The sequence below is a fragment of the Alkaliphilus metalliredigens QYMF genome (genome assembly GCF_000016985.1).
In the GTDB taxonomy this organism is placed as follows: Bacteria; Bacillota; Clostridia; order Peptostreptococcales; family Natronincolaceae; genus Alkaliphilus_A; species Alkaliphilus_A metalliredigens.
This window is the reverse complement of sequence record NC_009633.1, coordinates 1,668,182-1,684,502: the sequence shown is the minus strand read 5'-3', so window position 1 is coordinate 1,684,502 and position 16,321 is coordinate 1,668,182. Positions and strand designations below refer to the sequence as shown.

Annotated in this window: 14 protein-coding genes and 1 pseudogene; 6 read left to right on the top strand and 9 right to left on the bottom strand. The window is 34.9% G+C overall.

Translation table 11 applies throughout. The features are described from left to right. Positions 1–4: 4 nt before the first annotated feature. The 3 genes from AMET_RS26215 to AMET_RS07915 all read right to left on the bottom strand — a co-directional run bounded on the left by AMET_RS26215 (position 5) and on the right by AMET_RS07915 (position 4,095). Positions 5–1,231, bottom strand: a complete 1,227-nt coding sequence (locus AMET_RS26215; protein ID WP_012062823.1) for a restriction endonuclease subunit S — start codon at positions 1,229–1,231, stop codon at positions 5–7. Continuing rightward, a complete protein-coding gene (locus tag AMET_RS07920) occupies positions 1,231–3,807 on the bottom strand; it encodes a type I restriction-modification system subunit M (RefSeq protein ID WP_012062822.1) in 2,577 nt (858 codons plus the stop codon). Before AMET_RS07920 ends, AMET_RS26215 begins: the two co-directional genes overlap by 1 nt. 63 nt (positions 3,808–3,870) lie before the next feature. Then, a complete protein-coding gene (locus AMET_RS07915; RefSeq protein WP_012062821.1) occupies positions 3,871–4,095 on the bottom strand; it encodes a TIGR04540 family protein in 225 nt (74 codons plus the stop codon). Between the two features lie 245 nt (positions 4,096–4,340). Between AMET_RS07915 and AMET_RS07910 the strand changes: the two are divergent. From AMET_RS07910 to AMET_RS07900, 3 genes and pseudogenes are all read left to right on the top strand, one after another. Beyond that, a pseudogene (locus tag AMET_RS07910) lies at positions 4,341–4,625 on the top strand (transposase); the annotation flags it as partial. Between the two features lie 20 nt (positions 4,626–4,645). Continuing rightward, complete coding sequence (locus AMET_RS07905) at positions 4,646–5,200, top strand: DDE-type integrase/transposase/recombinase (RefSeq protein ID WP_012062819.1); 555 nt, start codon at positions 4,646–4,648, stop codon at positions 5,198–5,200. Between the two features lie 525 nt (positions 5,201–5,725). After that, positions 5,726–6,175, top strand: coding sequence for a reverse transcriptase N-terminal domain-containing protein (locus tag AMET_RS07900; protein WP_012062818.1), 450 nt, complete (start codon positions 5,726–5,728; stop codon positions 6,173–6,175). 8 nt (positions 6,176–6,183) lie between these two features. On the opposite strand, the gene AMET_RS07895 is transcribed toward AMET_RS07900, so the two are convergent. Next, the gene (locus tag AMET_RS07895) at positions 6,184–8,241 is read right to left on the bottom strand and encodes a recombinase family protein (protein WP_012062817.1); all 2,058 of its coding nucleotides are present in this window, start codon (positions 8,239–8,241) and stop codon (positions 6,184–6,186) included. Positions 8,242–8,499: 258 nt separating this feature from the next. Next, the gene (locus AMET_RS25665; protein ID WP_157047201.1) at positions 8,500–8,817 is read right to left on the bottom strand and encodes a DUF5372 family protein; all 318 of its coding nucleotides are present in this window, start codon (positions 8,815–8,817) and stop codon (positions 8,500–8,502) included. A gap of 17 nt (positions 8,818–8,834) precedes the next feature. On the opposite strand from AMET_RS25665, the gene AMET_RS07890 reads away from it, so the two are divergent. Both AMET_RS07890 and AMET_RS07885 read left to right on the top strand, forming a co-directional pair. Next, complete coding sequence (locus tag AMET_RS07890) at positions 8,835–9,896, top strand: reverse transcriptase domain-containing protein (protein ID WP_242661411.1); 1,062 nt, start codon at positions 8,835–8,837, stop codon at positions 9,894–9,896. Between the two features lie 26 nt (positions 9,897–9,922). Continuing rightward, entirely contained in the window at positions 9,923–10,270 is a 348-nt protein-coding gene (locus tag AMET_RS07885; RefSeq protein ID WP_041720509.1) for an integrase core domain-containing protein, read from the top strand. Positions 10,271–10,697: 427 nt separating this feature from the next. Here the strand turns inward: AMET_RS07885 and AMET_RS07880 are convergent, their stop codons facing one another. Further along, a complete protein-coding gene (locus AMET_RS07880; protein WP_242661468.1) occupies positions 10,698–12,338 on the bottom strand; it encodes an ATP-binding protein in 1,641 nt (546 codons plus the stop codon). Between the two features lie 120 nt (positions 12,339–12,458). Here AMET_RS07880 and AMET_RS07875 point away from each other — a divergent pair, with 120 nt between their 5' ends. Further along, positions 12,459–12,695 carry a helix-turn-helix domain-containing protein gene (locus AMET_RS07875; protein ID WP_049765237.1) on the top strand — a complete coding sequence of 79 codons (237 nt, stop codon included), beginning with the start codon at positions 12,459–12,461 and terminating at the stop codon, positions 12,693–12,695. A 144-nt stretch (positions 12,696–12,839) separates the two neighbouring features. Here AMET_RS07875 and AMET_RS07870 read toward each other — a convergent pair whose 3' ends face one another. The 3 genes from AMET_RS07870 to AMET_RS07860 are packed head-to-tail and all read right to left on the bottom strand — an operon-like array spanning position 12,840 to position 16,315. Then, on the bottom strand, positions 12,840–13,304 hold the full coding sequence (locus AMET_RS07870) for a DUF6262 family protein (protein ID WP_012062813.1): 465 nt from the start codon (positions 13,302–13,304) through the stop codon (positions 12,840–12,842). Beyond that, a complete protein-coding gene (locus tag AMET_RS07865) occupies positions 13,291–14,850 on the bottom strand; it encodes a tyrosine-type recombinase/integrase (RefSeq protein ID WP_157047200.1) in 1,560 nt (519 codons plus the stop codon). Before AMET_RS07865 ends, AMET_RS07870 begins: the two co-directional genes overlap by 14 nt. A 7-nt stretch (positions 14,851–14,857) precedes the next feature. Continuing rightward, entirely contained in the window at positions 14,858–16,315 is a 1,458-nt protein-coding gene (locus AMET_RS07860; RefSeq protein WP_012062811.1) for a tyrosine-type recombinase/integrase, read from the bottom strand. Positions 16,316–16,321: the final 6 nt, after the last annotated feature.

Sequence of the window (16,321 nt, the reverse complement as noted above, 5' to 3'; positions counted from 1 at the left end):
TTTCCTAAATAAACATTTCATTCAGATAGGCTTTTTTTAGATTCTTCAATTTTTCTAACTTATGCTGGTGAAGGGTGATAAGGTTGTCTAATCCAGTAAATAATTTTCCAATCCGATCTTGCTCCTCAGGATTCGGTATCATAAACTTCATTTGATGAAACATTCCATTTGTAATTTGGTTAATTGTTGCACCTAGATTTTTATCAATTTCACTTTTAAACAAAGGTGTATCTAATAATGCATTTACGAAATCCGAATGATTTGATCGTAACCCAGTCATAAATGCACCAATAACAGTTTTATCCTTGTCACCCTTGATTTGAGCATGTTTTCCTATCAATGAACGTGATCCATTACGAACAACAACAATAATATCACCATTTTTTACATTACATGAATTGACAACTTCTGAATTCACATATACATTATCTGCATCAACCACTTCACCATTTTTCACATTAGATGAACGAAGCACAAAAGTTCCATTATCTTTAACAATATCATTCGGTGAATATGTCAACCCACTGAATAATTCAACTTCATCTGTTAACTTACGCTGTTCCCAAGCGTCTGTAAAACCCTTAAACCTACGTTTTGGCCTACTTTCACCTTCTACAGGAAACATTTCATAAAGATATGCTTTCTTCATAGATTTTATTTTGTCTAACTTACGCTGGTGAAGGGTGATAAGGTTGTCTAACTGTTTAAAGTGCTTCCCAATTTTAACTTGTTCTTCTTTGTCTGGTATAAATGAAGTAAAACTTTCAACACTTCCTTTTGATATATTTAACTGCGACATACCTGCTCCCTGCGCCTTAAAATACCGTTGATGAGCATTGATATAAGAAAATAAAAATTGTGGATCAGCAGCTCTATTCGGTCTTAGTAAAGCCACTCGTTGATTTAATACAAAGCGGTCGTTTTCTGGTATTAAAGCCACTCGACCAAGTAAATCACCATGGCCGACATCGCTTAACACCATAACTAAATCATTTTTGAAAAGTGTATCTGTTGTATCATCAACAAATTTTCCTGAGTGCTTTAAACCACCGTCAATCGAAATAGAATTAAGGTTTACTAACTCATACTTTCCACTTGTAGATTGCTTATCCTCATGACCTTTTCCATTTTTGTATTCTGTCAGATCTGAAAGCTTACACGGTTCCCAAGCTTCAGCATTTTGAAATTCTTTAAACCTTCTCTTTGGTATTAGTTTTTTTGTTTCAGCCATTATCCCACCACCAAATCATCTTTTAGTGTTTCGAAATCAAGCAACAAACTTTCAATTTGCTCATCAATTTCATCCAGTGTATCAGAGTATCGATCTTCTAACTTTTGCAAAATATTTAACTCGCTTTTCACTGATACATGTATTAAATCAACAATATCATTTACCGTTTTTCCAAACCACTTATGATATACCAACTTATCTATTTCATCATCAGTCAGTTTTAGTATTCTCTCTTGTACTGCATCCCCAAGCTCTTTTTCTTCATTTTTTAATTCTTTTGATAGTGATCCACTGTCAGCAATCAAACGGTCTACCTTTTTCAACAACTTATATTTATCTGACTCTTTTTTTGTAATTTTTAATTCTGATTTCAGAGCACTCTTATCAAACGAATCGCTTAATTCGTCATCTTTATTCTTTTTAATAACTTCTACTAGTGCATCATTTTCTTCACTGTCTTCCACTTTTGCAGCTTCTACTAAATCCGTAAGTTCCATTTCTAATTCCTGAATTTTGTTACGTTTATTGTCTAATTCTTCCTGCTCTTCTCTATAAAGAAGCTGGGCAATTAATGCATTCGGTATTATACTGCCATTCCAACCATCTTGTTCCTCACGCTTGCTTTTACCCGTTCCTTTCGTAACAATGCTTGGTATTCTCATCCGTCCAACATTATAAAATCCTTCAATTGCTATTAGCTCTGTATCATGAATCAATGAATTTTTCCATATTTCAGCAATAATTTGATATCCAGTATACACATCAATATGATCAAATCTAGATAAAATTTGCTTTATCTCATTAAGCATTCTATCTTCTAATTTTACTAAGTTAGATTCTATTGTTACACCTTTTAACTCATTCCAAAATTTAGAGATATACTCAGTGATTTCAACTTTTAATTCTTTAGATAATGATAATATACTTTCATGTTTTAATACTGTATCTGTCATTTCCTTTATTGAGTTTTTCAGCCTTACATATCCAGGACGAATTTCTTCAATACTTTGCTCTAATACTTCTGGTACTAATTCATGCAGTATCTTTAGTTCATTAATATTTTCTGCTGGAATACCACCAAATAAATGTGCATCAACATCATGGGCTATGTCTTCTTCAAGGGATTGTACATATCTTGGTATATTCATATTATACTCATTTTGAATAATTTCTTTGAGACAAGCAAGATGACTAAAGCCAGCAATCTCATCTTTACTAATATATACATCTACTATTTGAGCGATGTCTCTTTCCTGTAATACATTTTGCTTACCAACTTTTATAAAGTTATTCGAAGCATCAATCATTAACACAGGGTCTGATATATTTCGGTTTTTCTTTAAAATAATAATTGCAACTGGTATTCCAGTATTTGTAAATAGATTGCTAGGGAGCCCAATAACAGCATCTATTTGATTCTTATCAATTAATTTCTTTCTGATTTCTCCTTCAGATGAACCTCTGAACAGTACACCATGTGGTAATACAATCCCCATTGTACCTTTTGTACCTAAATGATATAAACCATGTAATAAGAACGCATAATCCCCTTTTGAATCCGGTGGTAAAGTACCTCCGATTTCAAATCGCGGGTCACTGACCTTGAGTCCTGCCTTATTCCAATTTTGGGCTGAATATGGTGGATTCATAACAACGGCATCAAATTGCACACCTTCATTAGGATTCTCAGGATCTTCTGGCCAATCATTCCCTAGTGTATCTCCATTTTTTATTGTCATCTTTTCAGGTCTCACACCATGTAACAATAAATTCATTCGTGTTAAGTTATACGTTGCTGTATTTTTTTCTTGTCCATAATAAGACAAATCTTTTTGTCGGTCTTTACTCAAATGTTTCTTTACAGTTAATAACAATGAACCAGATCCTACTGTCGGGTCATAAATTGATTTTATCTCAGTTGTTTTGGCAACAATTTGTGCCATGACTTCACTCACTCGATGTGGCGTGTAGAACTCACCTGCTTTTTTTCCTGATTCCATAGCAAACTGACCAATTAAATATTCGTAAGCATCTCCCAAAATATCACCTTTTTGGAGTGCAACCATATTTAAATCTGAAAACAACAATATCAATGCTTTTATATTATTACTTCGCTCGTGAAGATTGCTTCCAAGGGCAGTGTCAGTTAAATCCAAGGTCGAACTTGAAAAAAGACCTTTAAAATCATTAACTTCCCCAGAACTTACTATTGACCTTTCAAAGTTATTTAAACTATCTGCAACCTTTTGAACTTCAAAATTTCCATCATTGATATCTTTTAACCAAATCTGATACAAGTATTCTGGTGATACATAGTAACCAAGAACATCTTGAATCATCTTCTCAAGGGCTTCACCATATTCCTTTTTAGCTTTGATGTATTCTTCAACCAATTCTTTTTCAGTTACCTTTTCAACTCCTGCTGTTATTCTAAAGGTTTCTAATGTTTTATCACTCAAAAACTTATAAAACATTAGCCCCAACATATAATCTTTATAGCGACTGGCATCCATAGAGCCTCTTAACTCATTAGCACCTTCCCACAGCCTTCTTTTTATTTCTTCTGATGTAATCATGATATTCCTCCCTGTCGGTCTGATTTAGCAGTTTATCTTAACTTAGTTAATACTTGATTTTTTTTATTTCAAAACTTTATCTAGTAATTCTATTCGTCTCTTACCTAAGCGTTGTCTTATAACGCTTGTATAATCTTCTTCACGGTAAACCTTTTCATTATTTTTTGATACAATTTCGTTAATTCGTTCCAAAAACAATTGTTCATTAATTTCAGAGCACCAATATGAATCTATTAGGTTAATAAGTGCATTTGCAAGATCTTTTTGACTCTTAAAATATGTAATCATAAAGCACCTCCATTCGCTCTATTCCTATTGTACTTTGTTTTTACTCATGCTACAACTAAATCAAATCATTTTCGTACTCCATTTGTACTAATTTAAATTCTTCAAATGATATTATAGTTTTTTAAACTGAATATCAAAAAAATCCCCAAACACTAAAATGTACACATAGAGTTGGACACAAAATCTAATAAATAAGATAAACTATAAGTATGAGTAGAAAAAGAAGAACTTGAACCCCGGAGGAAAAAGCAATTATTGTGCTGGAAATCCTCAGAGAAGAAAATACATTGGCTGAGATATCAAAAAAACATGATGTATCTCAGCAACTATTAAGCCGTTGGAAGGCAGAGTTTATCGCCAATATGCCTGCAGTCTTCAACAAGAAGAATGAAGATGTAGACAAGCTAAAACAAGAGCACGAGGAAGAAAAGGAGCACCTCGTAAAGAAAATAGGTGAGCTAACTCTGGATGTTGATTGGCTTTTAAAAAAACAAAGTCAGATCTCACAAATGAAGAAAAAAGATCGTTGATTGAGTGGGAAAACTCACCTGTGACAGTAAAAAAACAGTGTGAGTTAATAGATCTTCCTAGGTCAACAGCATACCATAAGCCTGTTGATGTGCCTCCTTCCCAAGATGAGATCAATATTAAGAATGCCATAGACCGTATTCACTTTGAAGAGCCATCTTATGGTGTCAGAAGGATCAAAAATGAACTACACAATAATAGCTTTACCCATGTTGGAAGGAGGCTTGTAAAGCGTTATATGGAGGAAATGGGGATTGTTTGCTTCTACCCTGGACCAAACCTAAGTAAGAGAGCAAAGCAGTCTAAAACGTATCCCTATCTTCTAAGGCACTTAAATATTAATCGCCCAAATCAAGTGTGGTCTATTGATATAACTTACATTGGAACGCCAACTGGATTTGTGTACTTAACAGCCCTAATTGACTGGTATTCACGCTATATTGTAGGCTATGGCATCAGTGACACTCTGCAAACAGACATGGTAACTCGTGTCATAAAGGATGCCGTAAAAAGTTATGGAGTCCCTGAAATTATAAATAGTGATCAAGGAAGCCAGGTGCGACAAGAAGTCGCATAATATATTGTCGTAAGACTACCCTATCCATTCGGGGTAACCCTATCGTGACTAGCGTGGATGGTAACGTCCGGGTTAGAAAGCTCACGAGACAATGTGGAAGTTCGAGTAGCTTAGAACTGGAACAACTGCTAGGGTAAGAATGCTATGGAGAACGTAAAGTGAATCACTGTAGAAATCGTTACGCGGAAAAAGCGAAATAAGCTGATACGCTTTAACCAAAAGGTACGGAGTCAAGCAAAGGCGATCTGGTAAACCAATGCGAATGGATAAAGTACTCCCGGTTTAAAGGTGGCTCCTAAGGCATTCATAATTATATATTATGTGGAACTTGGTAAACCCTATATGCTCCTCTCGACAGAGGTATCTAACCGTAAGGGGATGAGATAGCATAGAGGGCAGACGAAATCGATAGAAAGCGAATGCCGATTTTGTAATGAAGTCGGATAAGGGTTCAAACTTTGCCCTAACCCGAAAGGGTGCAGACTTATCCAATGGTATTTCTTGACAAGAAAGGATTGCAAACCTATGAATTTTAGCAACTCAACGACGGATAAAACCGAGAGTCTAAAAGACACAAATTCGCTTGCCAGTCAATGGGAATCCATTGACTGGTCTAAAGTCGAACACGAAGTTAATAGGCTACAAACCCGAATCGCCAAGGCAACTGCAAGCGGAAACAGAAACAAAGCAAAACGGCTACAATACCTACTTACCCACTCTTTTTCAGCCAAAGCTTATGCAGTAAGAAAGGTAACAACTAATAAAGGTAAAAACACCTCAGGTGTAGACAAGAAACTATGGTCAACGTCTGCGTCTAAAATGAAAGCAGTACTTGCCGTAACAGATAAGCATTACAGAGCAAAGCCACTTAGGCGTGTCTATATCGCTAAAAAGGGCAAAAACAAGAAACGTCCATTAGGAATACCCACGGTGAATTCATACTGCACACCTCCCAAGACTGTTTTTGGTTTTTAAAAAGTTCTTCAGAGACCCTGTGTCATTTTTGACAAGTGTCCCGACTTTTGAACCCATTCTCTCAATTCTATTTCTTTTTGTTTATCTAATTGAATATTCCAAGGCCAACCTGGAGCGAATTTTTTTGCCTCTAAAATACCATGTTTAATCCAGTAATAGACGACACCAGGTGCGACATTGAATTGTTCGGCTACATCTTTTACAGATAACCCTTGCTGTTGCATAGAAAGCCTTTTTATCTTGTGTGAATATCGAATCCACTTGATGGAATCGACTGTAAACAATTTTCCTTCTGGTGTATGGTGGCCGGATTCGTTGAAGTAATCTGCAATTTGACTGTCAGTCATTGTATCAGATAATTTTCGGACCTGTTCTACCGTTTCTGACGTGTGTTTGCGAGCCATTGATTTCGGCAGAGGTTTTGTAGCATTAATTTCTTCATGAGATTGATTTCTCCATCGTAGACCCAGCCGAATATCTGATTGTCTTGCTTCTGCAAATATAGTGATATCTTCAAGGAGCATCCGCAATATACGTTTTCGATCTTTAGCTGTAGTAGTAGCTGCATACCAAATACGAGGCAATTCTTTTGCCAAAGAAAGAATTTGAGCTTTATCTTCTTCAGTAGGTTGCCAACTTTGACGAGATTTGTATTGTGCATATTGCTCTTGAATTTGCGCTAACTCTGTAAGTTTTTCGTTCCATCGAGCTTCGAGGCTGCGTGCAACTAAACGATTTTCAGGCTCTACCTGCTGGTACTGGCGTTCCGCACGGTTAGCTTCATACTTTGCACGTTCCAAAGACAAAGACCATCCTTTATCGGCATCATCTTCTCCTTTTAACAGTTTATCGGTGACTTTAAGGGCAAGGTCCAATTCTGCTGGTTGAATGATTTGCATAAGCCTGGTTGTGACAACTTGATCGATTATTGTAGCTGGAACTGTGGTGCATGTAGCTCGAAGACCATGCTCCCACCTTCCTTTACATTCATATACAGGATAAATACCACCATTGCCCGTATAGCGAACAGTCATGCGCCGGCCACATTTCCCACACAGCACCACACCCTGAAGTAGAGCAGTACCTTCTCGAGCTGGACCACTTTTCTCAAGATTGGTACGATTATTCTGCAGCTGCTGGAGATTTTTTTCGTAGTTTTCCCATGTAATATAGGCTGGATGATGGTTAGGGATAAGGACTTCCCATTGTTCCATAGGTAGACGAATGGTATGGTGGATAAATAGCCCCTGAGGATCTACACTCTTTTGATCATGATAGCGCCCATATACATAGGCTCCAGCATAGCTTGGATTATACAAAATTCCGAGAACTCGGCTGTGAGTAAGAGTTCCCCAAACAAGTTTCCCAGCCCATGCGCCTCCATAAGCTCGTTTAGGAAAACGAAGCGTGTTTTTAGCAAAATACTTGACGACACCATAAGCACTGCCACTGGCTTGAAAAGCGTGGAAGACATTGCGCACAGCAATTTGGACCTCTTCGTCAGGATCTAGAGCTGTTTGACCATCAATATCGTAGACATAACCAACAGGTAGCGGAAAACGCAGTGTACCCTTTTTAGCTTTATTCTTCTTCCCACCGAGCATGCGGGAACGAAGAAAATGCAGTTCAGCTTCGCTCATTGTCCCTTTGAATCCAAGAATGAGACGGTCGTTAAAATCGCTAAGATCATAGATGCCGTCTTCATCCACTACAATTGTGTTGGATAGCGCACAGAGTTCCAAAAGCCTCAGGAGATCTGCACAGGAGCGTGCTAGTCGGGAAATCTCGAGACCAAAAATGGCTCCAACTTGACCCAAAGAGACTTGTGCGACGAGTTGCTGAAATCCCTGTCGAAGGGAACGCCCCGACCCTGAAATTCCAAGGTCTTCGTCGATGATCTGAATTTGTTCCTGGGTCCACCCAAGGCTTAGAGCTTTCTCCTGAAGCGCATATTGGCGTTGGGTGCTCTCTTGATTGTAACGAACTTGGGTCAAAGTTGATTGTCTGATATAAACAATCGCCATTCGATTCAAGTGTTCTGCTCTCACTTTCGATGTTGATATCATTATGTTCTTGTTCCTCCTTATGCATTGCAGCCAGACAAGAACGAACTAAATTTGCAACAATAGTAACAAGTTCGTCTGCCCTACAAACATCATTCCCTACTAAAGCTATTAATGTTGAACTAGACATCATAAGCATCCTTTCTACAAATCACAGTATTTATTGAGGACAAGGAGTGTAGTATTTGTGACGTACCCTCTTTGAACTCTAAGGTGGAAGTATTTTCAATTCATTAATAGCATTAGTAGGCATAGTAAGATTTATTCCTCTTGCTTAGATTTGTCAAAAAGATTTACGGATACTTCTAAGCTTTGAAGAAGTTGAGCTAATTCTTTTAGGGTGAATGCATCAAAGTGAGTCATGTGAAAATCCAGCTTGTGTATTTGCCGATCCGTCCAAGACTCAGGGACACATATGACACCAGAATCCGTACGCAAAGAATATCTTTGCAAACCGTTGAATTTTTTTACTTCAAGGATGTCATAATTTTGTCCACATAAAGGATGAAATGGATGAGTAATTGTAAGACTTCCTAAAAGGGGATTGAGTTTTTGTGTAATTCGTGCTGACCCTGCCAACCATGTACGATAGAGCTATGCAAACCCTATACGCACTCGCACTAGAACCCATTGCAGAAACCAACGCGGATACTATCTCCTTTGGTTTTCGTAGAGGACGCAGTGCAAAAGACGCATGTGAGCAAGTATTTTGCGTACTTGCTAGAGATTGCTCCCCGAAATGGATTCTTGAAGGAGACATTAAAGGTTGCTTCGACAACATCAATCATGACTGGTTACAATCCAACATTCCTATGGATAAAAGGATTATGAAACAGTTCCTAAAATCAGGCTTCATCTACAGAGGAGAACTATTTCCAACAGAAACTGGATCACCGCAAGGTGGAGCTATCTCAAGTCTCTATGCAAACATGACTTTAGATGGCCTTCAAAAAGTCATTCAAGATAAATACCATCGAAACTCTAGAGGAAGGATAACTAACCACTACCGAGCTAAAACGAAAGTCAACCTAGTACGATATGCTGATGATTTTATTATCACAGCGAATTCAAAAGAAACTGCTGAAGAACTCAAAAAGGTTGTCAGCTCATTCCTCGAAACAAGAGGATTGATGTTATCAGAAGAAAAAACCATGATAACACATATAGACGATGGATTCGACTTCCTTGGATGGTCATTTAGAAAATTTAAGGGAAAACTCATTGTAAAACCCTCAAAGGATTCAATCAAAAGCTTGATTAGGAAATGCTCAATCATAATTTTAAAAGAAGGAAAAGCAAGTACACAATCAGAATTAATACGAAGACTAAACCTAGTACTTAAAGGATGGACGAACTATCACAAACACGCTGTAGCGAGTCATGCCTTTTCGTACATCAACAATATACTATACCTATTACTGCAGCGATGGGTTAAACATCGCCATCCAAACAAAAACCAATGGTGGCGACTTCATCGATATTGGCACGTGAAAGATGGAAAACCGTGGGTATTTATGACTGATGATTACACTCTTATCAACCTTAGGAAGATAAAGATAATTAGACATCCGAAGCTTCAAATTTCAAAAACACCCCTCTTGGATAGACATTACTACTTGAAGAGAAGAATTAAACTCCGCATGCTTAATGCCGCCTGAATAAGGTAAAGAAATGCTTGAGCCGTATGAGCGGGAAACTCTCACGTACGGTTCTTAGACGAGGAAGAGGGAGTAATCCCTTTTCTTTAGTCGAGTTCACATCATTAAGCTACATTGACTTAATAAAAAGCTATAAAACAAGTAAAATCAGTATGGACGGCAAAGGTCGTGCCACAGATAATATTGCAATTGAAAGGATTTTCCGATCATATAAATGGGAACGCTTGTATTTGTTGTACCCTGAAACTGTGGCAGAAGTAAAGGCAATGACAAAGGAATATATAACAAAGTACCCCTACAAACGAGGGCATCAAAGCTATGACTATAAAACTCCATCAGAAGTTTATTACAGTCATCAGATGCTTGAAGCTTAAGTCAAAATACACGAAGGGAGGATTTATCTTAAAAAATTCGATTTTGTGTCTTGACAAGCGTGCACATTATAGGGGCCTTTCCGAGCAATAAAAATTGTTTGAAAAATATTTTTAATTCTGCTATATTTCGTTACTATCTTTAAACACCAAAAATGAACTAAACCCCACTAAATTCCGCTGTTTTGGGGCGTTGTGGGGTATCAGTACGTATATTTTCAAAACTTATTTCTATACCTATATTCTTTAGCTCTCTTACTACTTCCACCATTGCGTGAGTAATATTCTCTGGTTCAGCATATTATGCAATTATATAGTTAGGGGTTTAATTTAAAGACTACGTTCTAAATATTTTCCCTATTTTATACTGTCAGCGGTGTACCTCTTATCTCACTTCACAAGTTGTCCTAATATCTCCACAATTATATGTCTATTTCCAGTTTTTCAAACTATCAACAATTGAGCTTAACTCTATTACAGGGATCATTTTCTTCGTTCCATATTTTAAAAGCCACTCTCCATCCTCATAAACAAGATTCATGATATTACCATCTTTCATCTTTTTCTTCTCATTTACATCTAGATCAACCCTCCAACATACTACACAATCAAATGTTTCATAAGGATGATCATGTTTAAATAAGTTGCTAAGTTTATATTCTACTTCCACTAAGATTTTTTCATTATTCTGATTTACACACACCATATCTGTTGCTGATTGGTAAGAATAATGACCAATCTTGTTTATATGCTTTATTTTTTTTCGACTTATTTTATTAGCCATCAATGCAGAAAAAATCAATGCTACCTGCGCTTCATTATCAGGACTTTTTAATATAGGTATTTCATCCATGCCTAATTCAGCAATTTTGTCAAACTTCGCTAATCGTGTATATAAGCTCCTTCTCTTATCTTGTAAAGAATGTTCTATCTCTTCTTGCTTCCTTAACATAAAATATCCTTCTTCAGCTAATGATACAATGTCTTCATTAATGATCTTTTTAGCCTCTTCTAGTACCCACTTAACTTTTGGATCATCAAAGTTTGTAATATTATTTCTATCTGCTGTTAATTCAAAGGACTGAGAGTTTAATAGTAAGTGAAAATGATGTTGATTTGGTTCCAAAATTAATCCTGTTGCTTTTGTAATTGGTATAAAGTCCTTTGCCAAATAGATACCAAATCTTGATTTTAACGATTTTCCTTGCCTCAGTTTGCTAATTTTTTTTCTGCAATTAGTTCCCGAAACTGTACCATATAGTTGAAAAGAAACATATTCTCCATTAATATTAGTAGCCCTATGGTAAGGTCCAAAGTGTCGGCAATAGTTTACTGACTTTTTATATATTACCTCGTAAGGATCTTCTTTAGGCTTTTCCTGAGGAGGATGGAATTGATGTGTTCCTGCGATTTCCTCGTTTATGCAATTAATCTTATCATCTATAAATACTCTTGGTGCTACTTGTAGATTATATACATATTTATGCAACTCTGGATAGTTTGCAAAAAATGTTTTAAAACTCCCTGCTGCTGTAAACCAAAGAATATAATCGAGTACAGTATCAAAGTTAAAATACTTTTCAGGATTATCTATAATATAGCCCTCTATACATATAGTAGTACCAATTTTCCCAGGGCTAGGTTTTATTTTTTCAACTATGTATTCTGGCATCATATTGCTCATAAGCGCTTCCCATGGCTTATCCATAGTTGCTTTATAAGCTTCACCTTCTCTGACTTGTGTATAAAGTATAATTTTTTCACTCTTAAAATATATTTTAGTCCCTAACCCCTTTTCTCCAATACCAACATTATCTTTATTAGAATCTCCTAAGTTAAAGAAACTTTGTATATTGTTAAAGTTCATTCCTTTTCCGTCATCCTGCATTTCTAGTACAAACTTACCACTCTTGTTTCTATAAATTACAATAGATATATGCTTTGCATCTGCATCGTGCGAATTACTAATCCCTTCTCTTATAACTTCTAAAGGATTCACAATGTTTTTCGCTACTTCTCTGAATAATGATATTTCTTTTACTTCTGGTTTACATATCCTCAAGTCCTTCACCAACCTTTTAAATTAATAATTAATGGAAAGAAAATACCGCCATGTGTGATTATCACACATAATAGTATTTTCTTTCCATTAAAATTAATACATAAAATTTTATTTATTAGGATGATCTTAATGGGGAATAGGAATATTATTGGCAAAAACATAAAACGGTTAAGAGAATTAAAGTTCATCACTCAAGAACAGCTAGCTGCGAGATTAAATATCCAGGGGATAGAAGTAGACAGACCTATGATTTCTAGAATAGAAAGTCAGACTAGAAGTTTATTAGATTATGAGATATTGGGTATCGCTAAAGCACTTGGTGTAAGTATTAATGATTTATTTGAAGGTACGAATAGTCACCATTAATATAACGTTACCACTACTTTCAAGCCTATGTATGCTACGTTTGAGTAAGATAAAATATTACTTTTTTTCTTATGAAAAGTTTTCTCTTTTGAAAGAAAGTATATCTTATCATACTTACATGTTAATCAACTTTTAGAAATATTATTATTTAAGAGATGAAACACTTTTTTCAATATACTCCAATTCCTTAATTCTTTCTCCTAGCCATTTATTCTCAGCCTTTATTTCTTTCATCTCTACTAGTTGAAAAATTAATTTTTCCTGTTTCTGCTTAAGCTCTCTGATTTCCTCACACAGTGCTTTTATTTTTTTATCTTGCTCTAATACCCTGTTGCTTGGTTTAATTATTATATCTTCTATCGAACAGCCTTTTTTAGTAGCTCTCTCCATAGTCCTTAAACTAATTATACGTTCTTTTAATATATCGTTATTATACAAAGTCCCCCTAGAAACATTTGCTTGCTCTGCAACAGTAGCAAAGTTTATGGATCTTCTCTGACATTTCATATTATCAATAACCAAATTAACATCTTTAATAGTTTGCTCATTTTCTGCTTTTTTCATTTTTACAATGCTTTTTGTATTTCTGATATGTTTACTTCCTTTCATGATATTGTTCCTCCAACTCATCAACAAGAGGCTTTAAACACTCCCATTTAATATAAACTCTCTGCCAATCCCTTTCACGTCCTAAGCTTTTAAGTTTATCCATCTCCTTCTCTATAAGTTCTAGTTCCATCTTCAAAACAGGATAAAATCTCACTTCAGTTATATAGTTCGGGCAATTGTATATAAAACACCCATCCCCATCAGTACAATTACCTCTTCTAAAATCATACAAGCACACACCAGTAGGCAGCGGATTAAAATTCATAGAGTTAGATAATTTTTCAATAATTTCATTTACTTCTTTGACTGTCTTACCCTTGAATTCTTTTTGTAAAGAGGTTTTTAACTCATTTGCTTTAATTCCACCTAATTTACTCTGTGGCCGAAGAATCATGTCTGCATACATTTCTTTAATTTCTTTTTGACTTAATGTTAGATAGTGAGCTGTCATTTCAATACTTACATGATTAAAATGTTTCATTATATACGCTAATGGAATTTGTTTTTTTATAAGTTCTCTAACAAGAGTCGCCCTAAACTGATGTGATCTAAGTCCGTATAATTTACCTTCATCATCTATAATATTCCACCTTTTAATGAATCTTGATAGATGATCATTTGTGAATTTTTCTGGATTTACAACAACTATTCCATATCTTTTAAATATAAATAGTTCTCTCAATCCACTATTTCGTCTTAATTCTTTTGTAGATTCCTCAAGTTCTCTTACAGCATTTACCACTAATTCATTTACGAAAACTTTATGATTTTCAGGCTCACCTTTCACCGTCTTACTGATTTGAACTTCTAAATAGTAAGAATTATTATCAGTTGATTGAATACAATTTTCTTTGATAGACAATACTTCAGAAATTCTTAAACCAGTTTGACTCTGGATAATGATTGCTGCTTTAGTTATAATATTCTTTTCTTTATTTATTGCACAATCTAATATTCTATTAAATACATTTTCAGGGATAGGTTTGTATTTTCTATCTCTTTTTCCTTCGTCAGGTTTCCATTGTTCCCATGAATTCATTTGAGTAAAATTAAAATGACATACGTTCCAACCTTTTATTTGACCAACTTTAATTATTTCTTCTATACACTGTGATTTTTTATAGCCTGTTGATCTAGATAATTGCATGCCATTATTTTTTCCAGTTTGAATTCGATAGGAGTTTTGTAGCCAATCGACATACTCATAAAATACTACCTTATCTACCTGAGCAAAACTATTAAATTTTTTTAACTTAGCAAATTTAATAAAGGTTGATAAGCATGTACGAATTTTTTCTAGCACTGTTCTGGGAGATATTTGTCCTAGTTTATAGTAAGTATATTGTTTAGCTGTAAATTTCATATCCTCACTTTCAATATTTAAAAATTTTATCTTTTTTCTACAAGGGTGAATATTTGTACTTTCCATAAGAGGTGTTAAATCCCATATATCATCGCAAAATCTTGAATTACCAATAATTATTTCATTATAGTTTATACTCTTAGCATACAATTGACCAGTTTCTTGTTCTTCTAATTTATTCATAGACACACTATAGTCGCTCCAATCTATTGATAATCTCTTTCAAAATTTCTATTGTAGGTGCTATATGTTCTGCAAAATGATCACCATAAATATTGTCCTCTAGTTGATTTTCTAAATCTCTTAAATGCATTCTATGTGCTTCTAAATACTCAGGAGTAGTAATATATCTTACGCAAGTGTAACATTTTTTTCTTTTTTTTAATCTATCACATATCTCTCCATTAACAATTGGTTTGGTGCAATATCCATCGCACATTCTAGCACTTTCACCTTTATTTTCTTCAAACCATAGTAATTCTTCTTCATTTGGTATGATACTTTTATCTATATCATTAATATTGCCTATGATGCCAATTTCTTGCCATACTTTCGACCTCTCTTTATCCTTAACGTCTGCATAATGTCTCTTGGTAACCTGAGGATTAGAATGACCTAACATTTCTTTTATAACTACTAGATCAACCCCTTTTGAAAACATATCTGTTGCCAAAGTCCTTCTAAAAAGACGTGAATTAATATTGTAAAACGATCCACTTTCATCTGTTATATTATGTCGTTGAATAAATCCTTTTCGTATCATTTTATTATTCTTGAATTCTCCATTTAGCCATGCAGAGAGTGCTTGGCTATTAATTTGCCTTACCTCTCCTTTTGCCTTACCTGCTGAAATCTTATGTATGAATATATATTCGTTGATATTTTCAGGAGCATCTCTTCTTAGTTCAACTGTATGTATAATAAGTTCATTTATTGCTACTGCACACTCACTATTTATAGGAATATCCTGCATCCACCTTCGGCTTTTGTGGTTAAACCAAGTCATTGTATGTCCTGATATAAGATGAGGCTTCATGCATCCAACCTTTAGATTTAGTAGATCACCACTTCTCATTCCTGTAGCTTTTAAAATAACTATGCTACACCGTATATAAAGATTATCTTCTAAAAGAAGTGCTTTATTTATTCTTTTTATAACTTGATCTGGAATAAAGTCTGTTTTAATTTTTTTATTAACTCCTGTATACTCTCTTCCTGTAAAAATTTCTTCCCTAGGAAAGTCCTGAGGCATATATATCTGTCCCCAACGAATAATGGCTTTAACCACGTCTAAGCACAACTTTCTAAAAGAATAAGCTAATGGCTTATTCGTCTTCTCTGACACCAAAGTATTTAAATATACCATAAACATATCAATATCATTATTTGTCAGATCTTTCAAATTAAATATTCTTCTAGAAATGACAAATGTATTGAAATACTTAAATCTCTTAACATCGTAGTATAGCTTAGATAAAGTTTTGTTTTCTTCAATATAATTTCTCCAAACATAAAGCTTTACGATTTTCTTTATATCATTACTATGAATAGAAGAAAAATCAAAATTGAAAGACTTTTCATAGTATTGAGAATCATTATCCTTATCCATCAATTTCCAATTATCGTTGTTCGGTAAGTTTTTTATCAATTTTTT

Excerpts from the sequence above, each read along its gene's own strand:
- AMET_RS26215 (WP_012062823.1), bottom strand. The coding sequence starts at position 1,231 with ATGGCTGAAACAAAAAAACTAATACCAAAGAGAAGGTTTAAAGAATTT.
- AMET_RS07920 (WP_012062822.1), bottom strand. The coding sequence starts at position 3,807 with ATGATTACATCAGAAGAAATAAAAAGAAGGCTGTGGGAAGGTGCTAAT.
- AMET_RS07915 (WP_012062821.1), bottom strand. The coding sequence starts at position 4,095 with ATGATTACATATTTTAAGAGTCAAAAAGATCTTGCAAATGCACTTATT.
- AMET_RS07900 (WP_012062818.1), top strand. The coding sequence starts at position 5,726 with ATGAATTTTAGCAACTCAACGACGGATAAAACCGAGAGTCTAAAAGAC.
- AMET_RS07895 (WP_012062817.1), bottom strand. The coding sequence starts at position 8,241 with ATGATATCAACATCGAAAGTGAGAGCAGAACACTTGAATCGAATGGCG.
- AMET_RS07890 (WP_242661411.1), top strand. The coding sequence starts at position 8,835 with ATGCAAACCCTATACGCACTCGCACTAGAACCCATTGCAGAAACCAAC.
- AMET_RS07885 (WP_041720509.1), top strand. The coding sequence starts at position 9,923 with ATGAGCGGGAAACTCTCACGTACGGTTCTTAGACGAGGAAGAGGGAGT.
- AMET_RS07875 (WP_049765237.1), top strand. The coding sequence starts at position 12,459 with ATGGGGAATAGGAATATTATTGGCAAAAACATAAAACGGTTAAGAGAA.
- AMET_RS07870 (WP_012062813.1), bottom strand. The coding sequence starts at position 13,304 with ATGAAAGGAAGTAAACATATCAGAAATACAAAAAGCATTGTAAAAATG.
- AMET_RS07865 (WP_157047200.1), bottom strand. The coding sequence starts at position 14,850 with ATGAATAAATTAGAAGAACAAGAAACTGGTCAATTGTATGCTAAGAGT.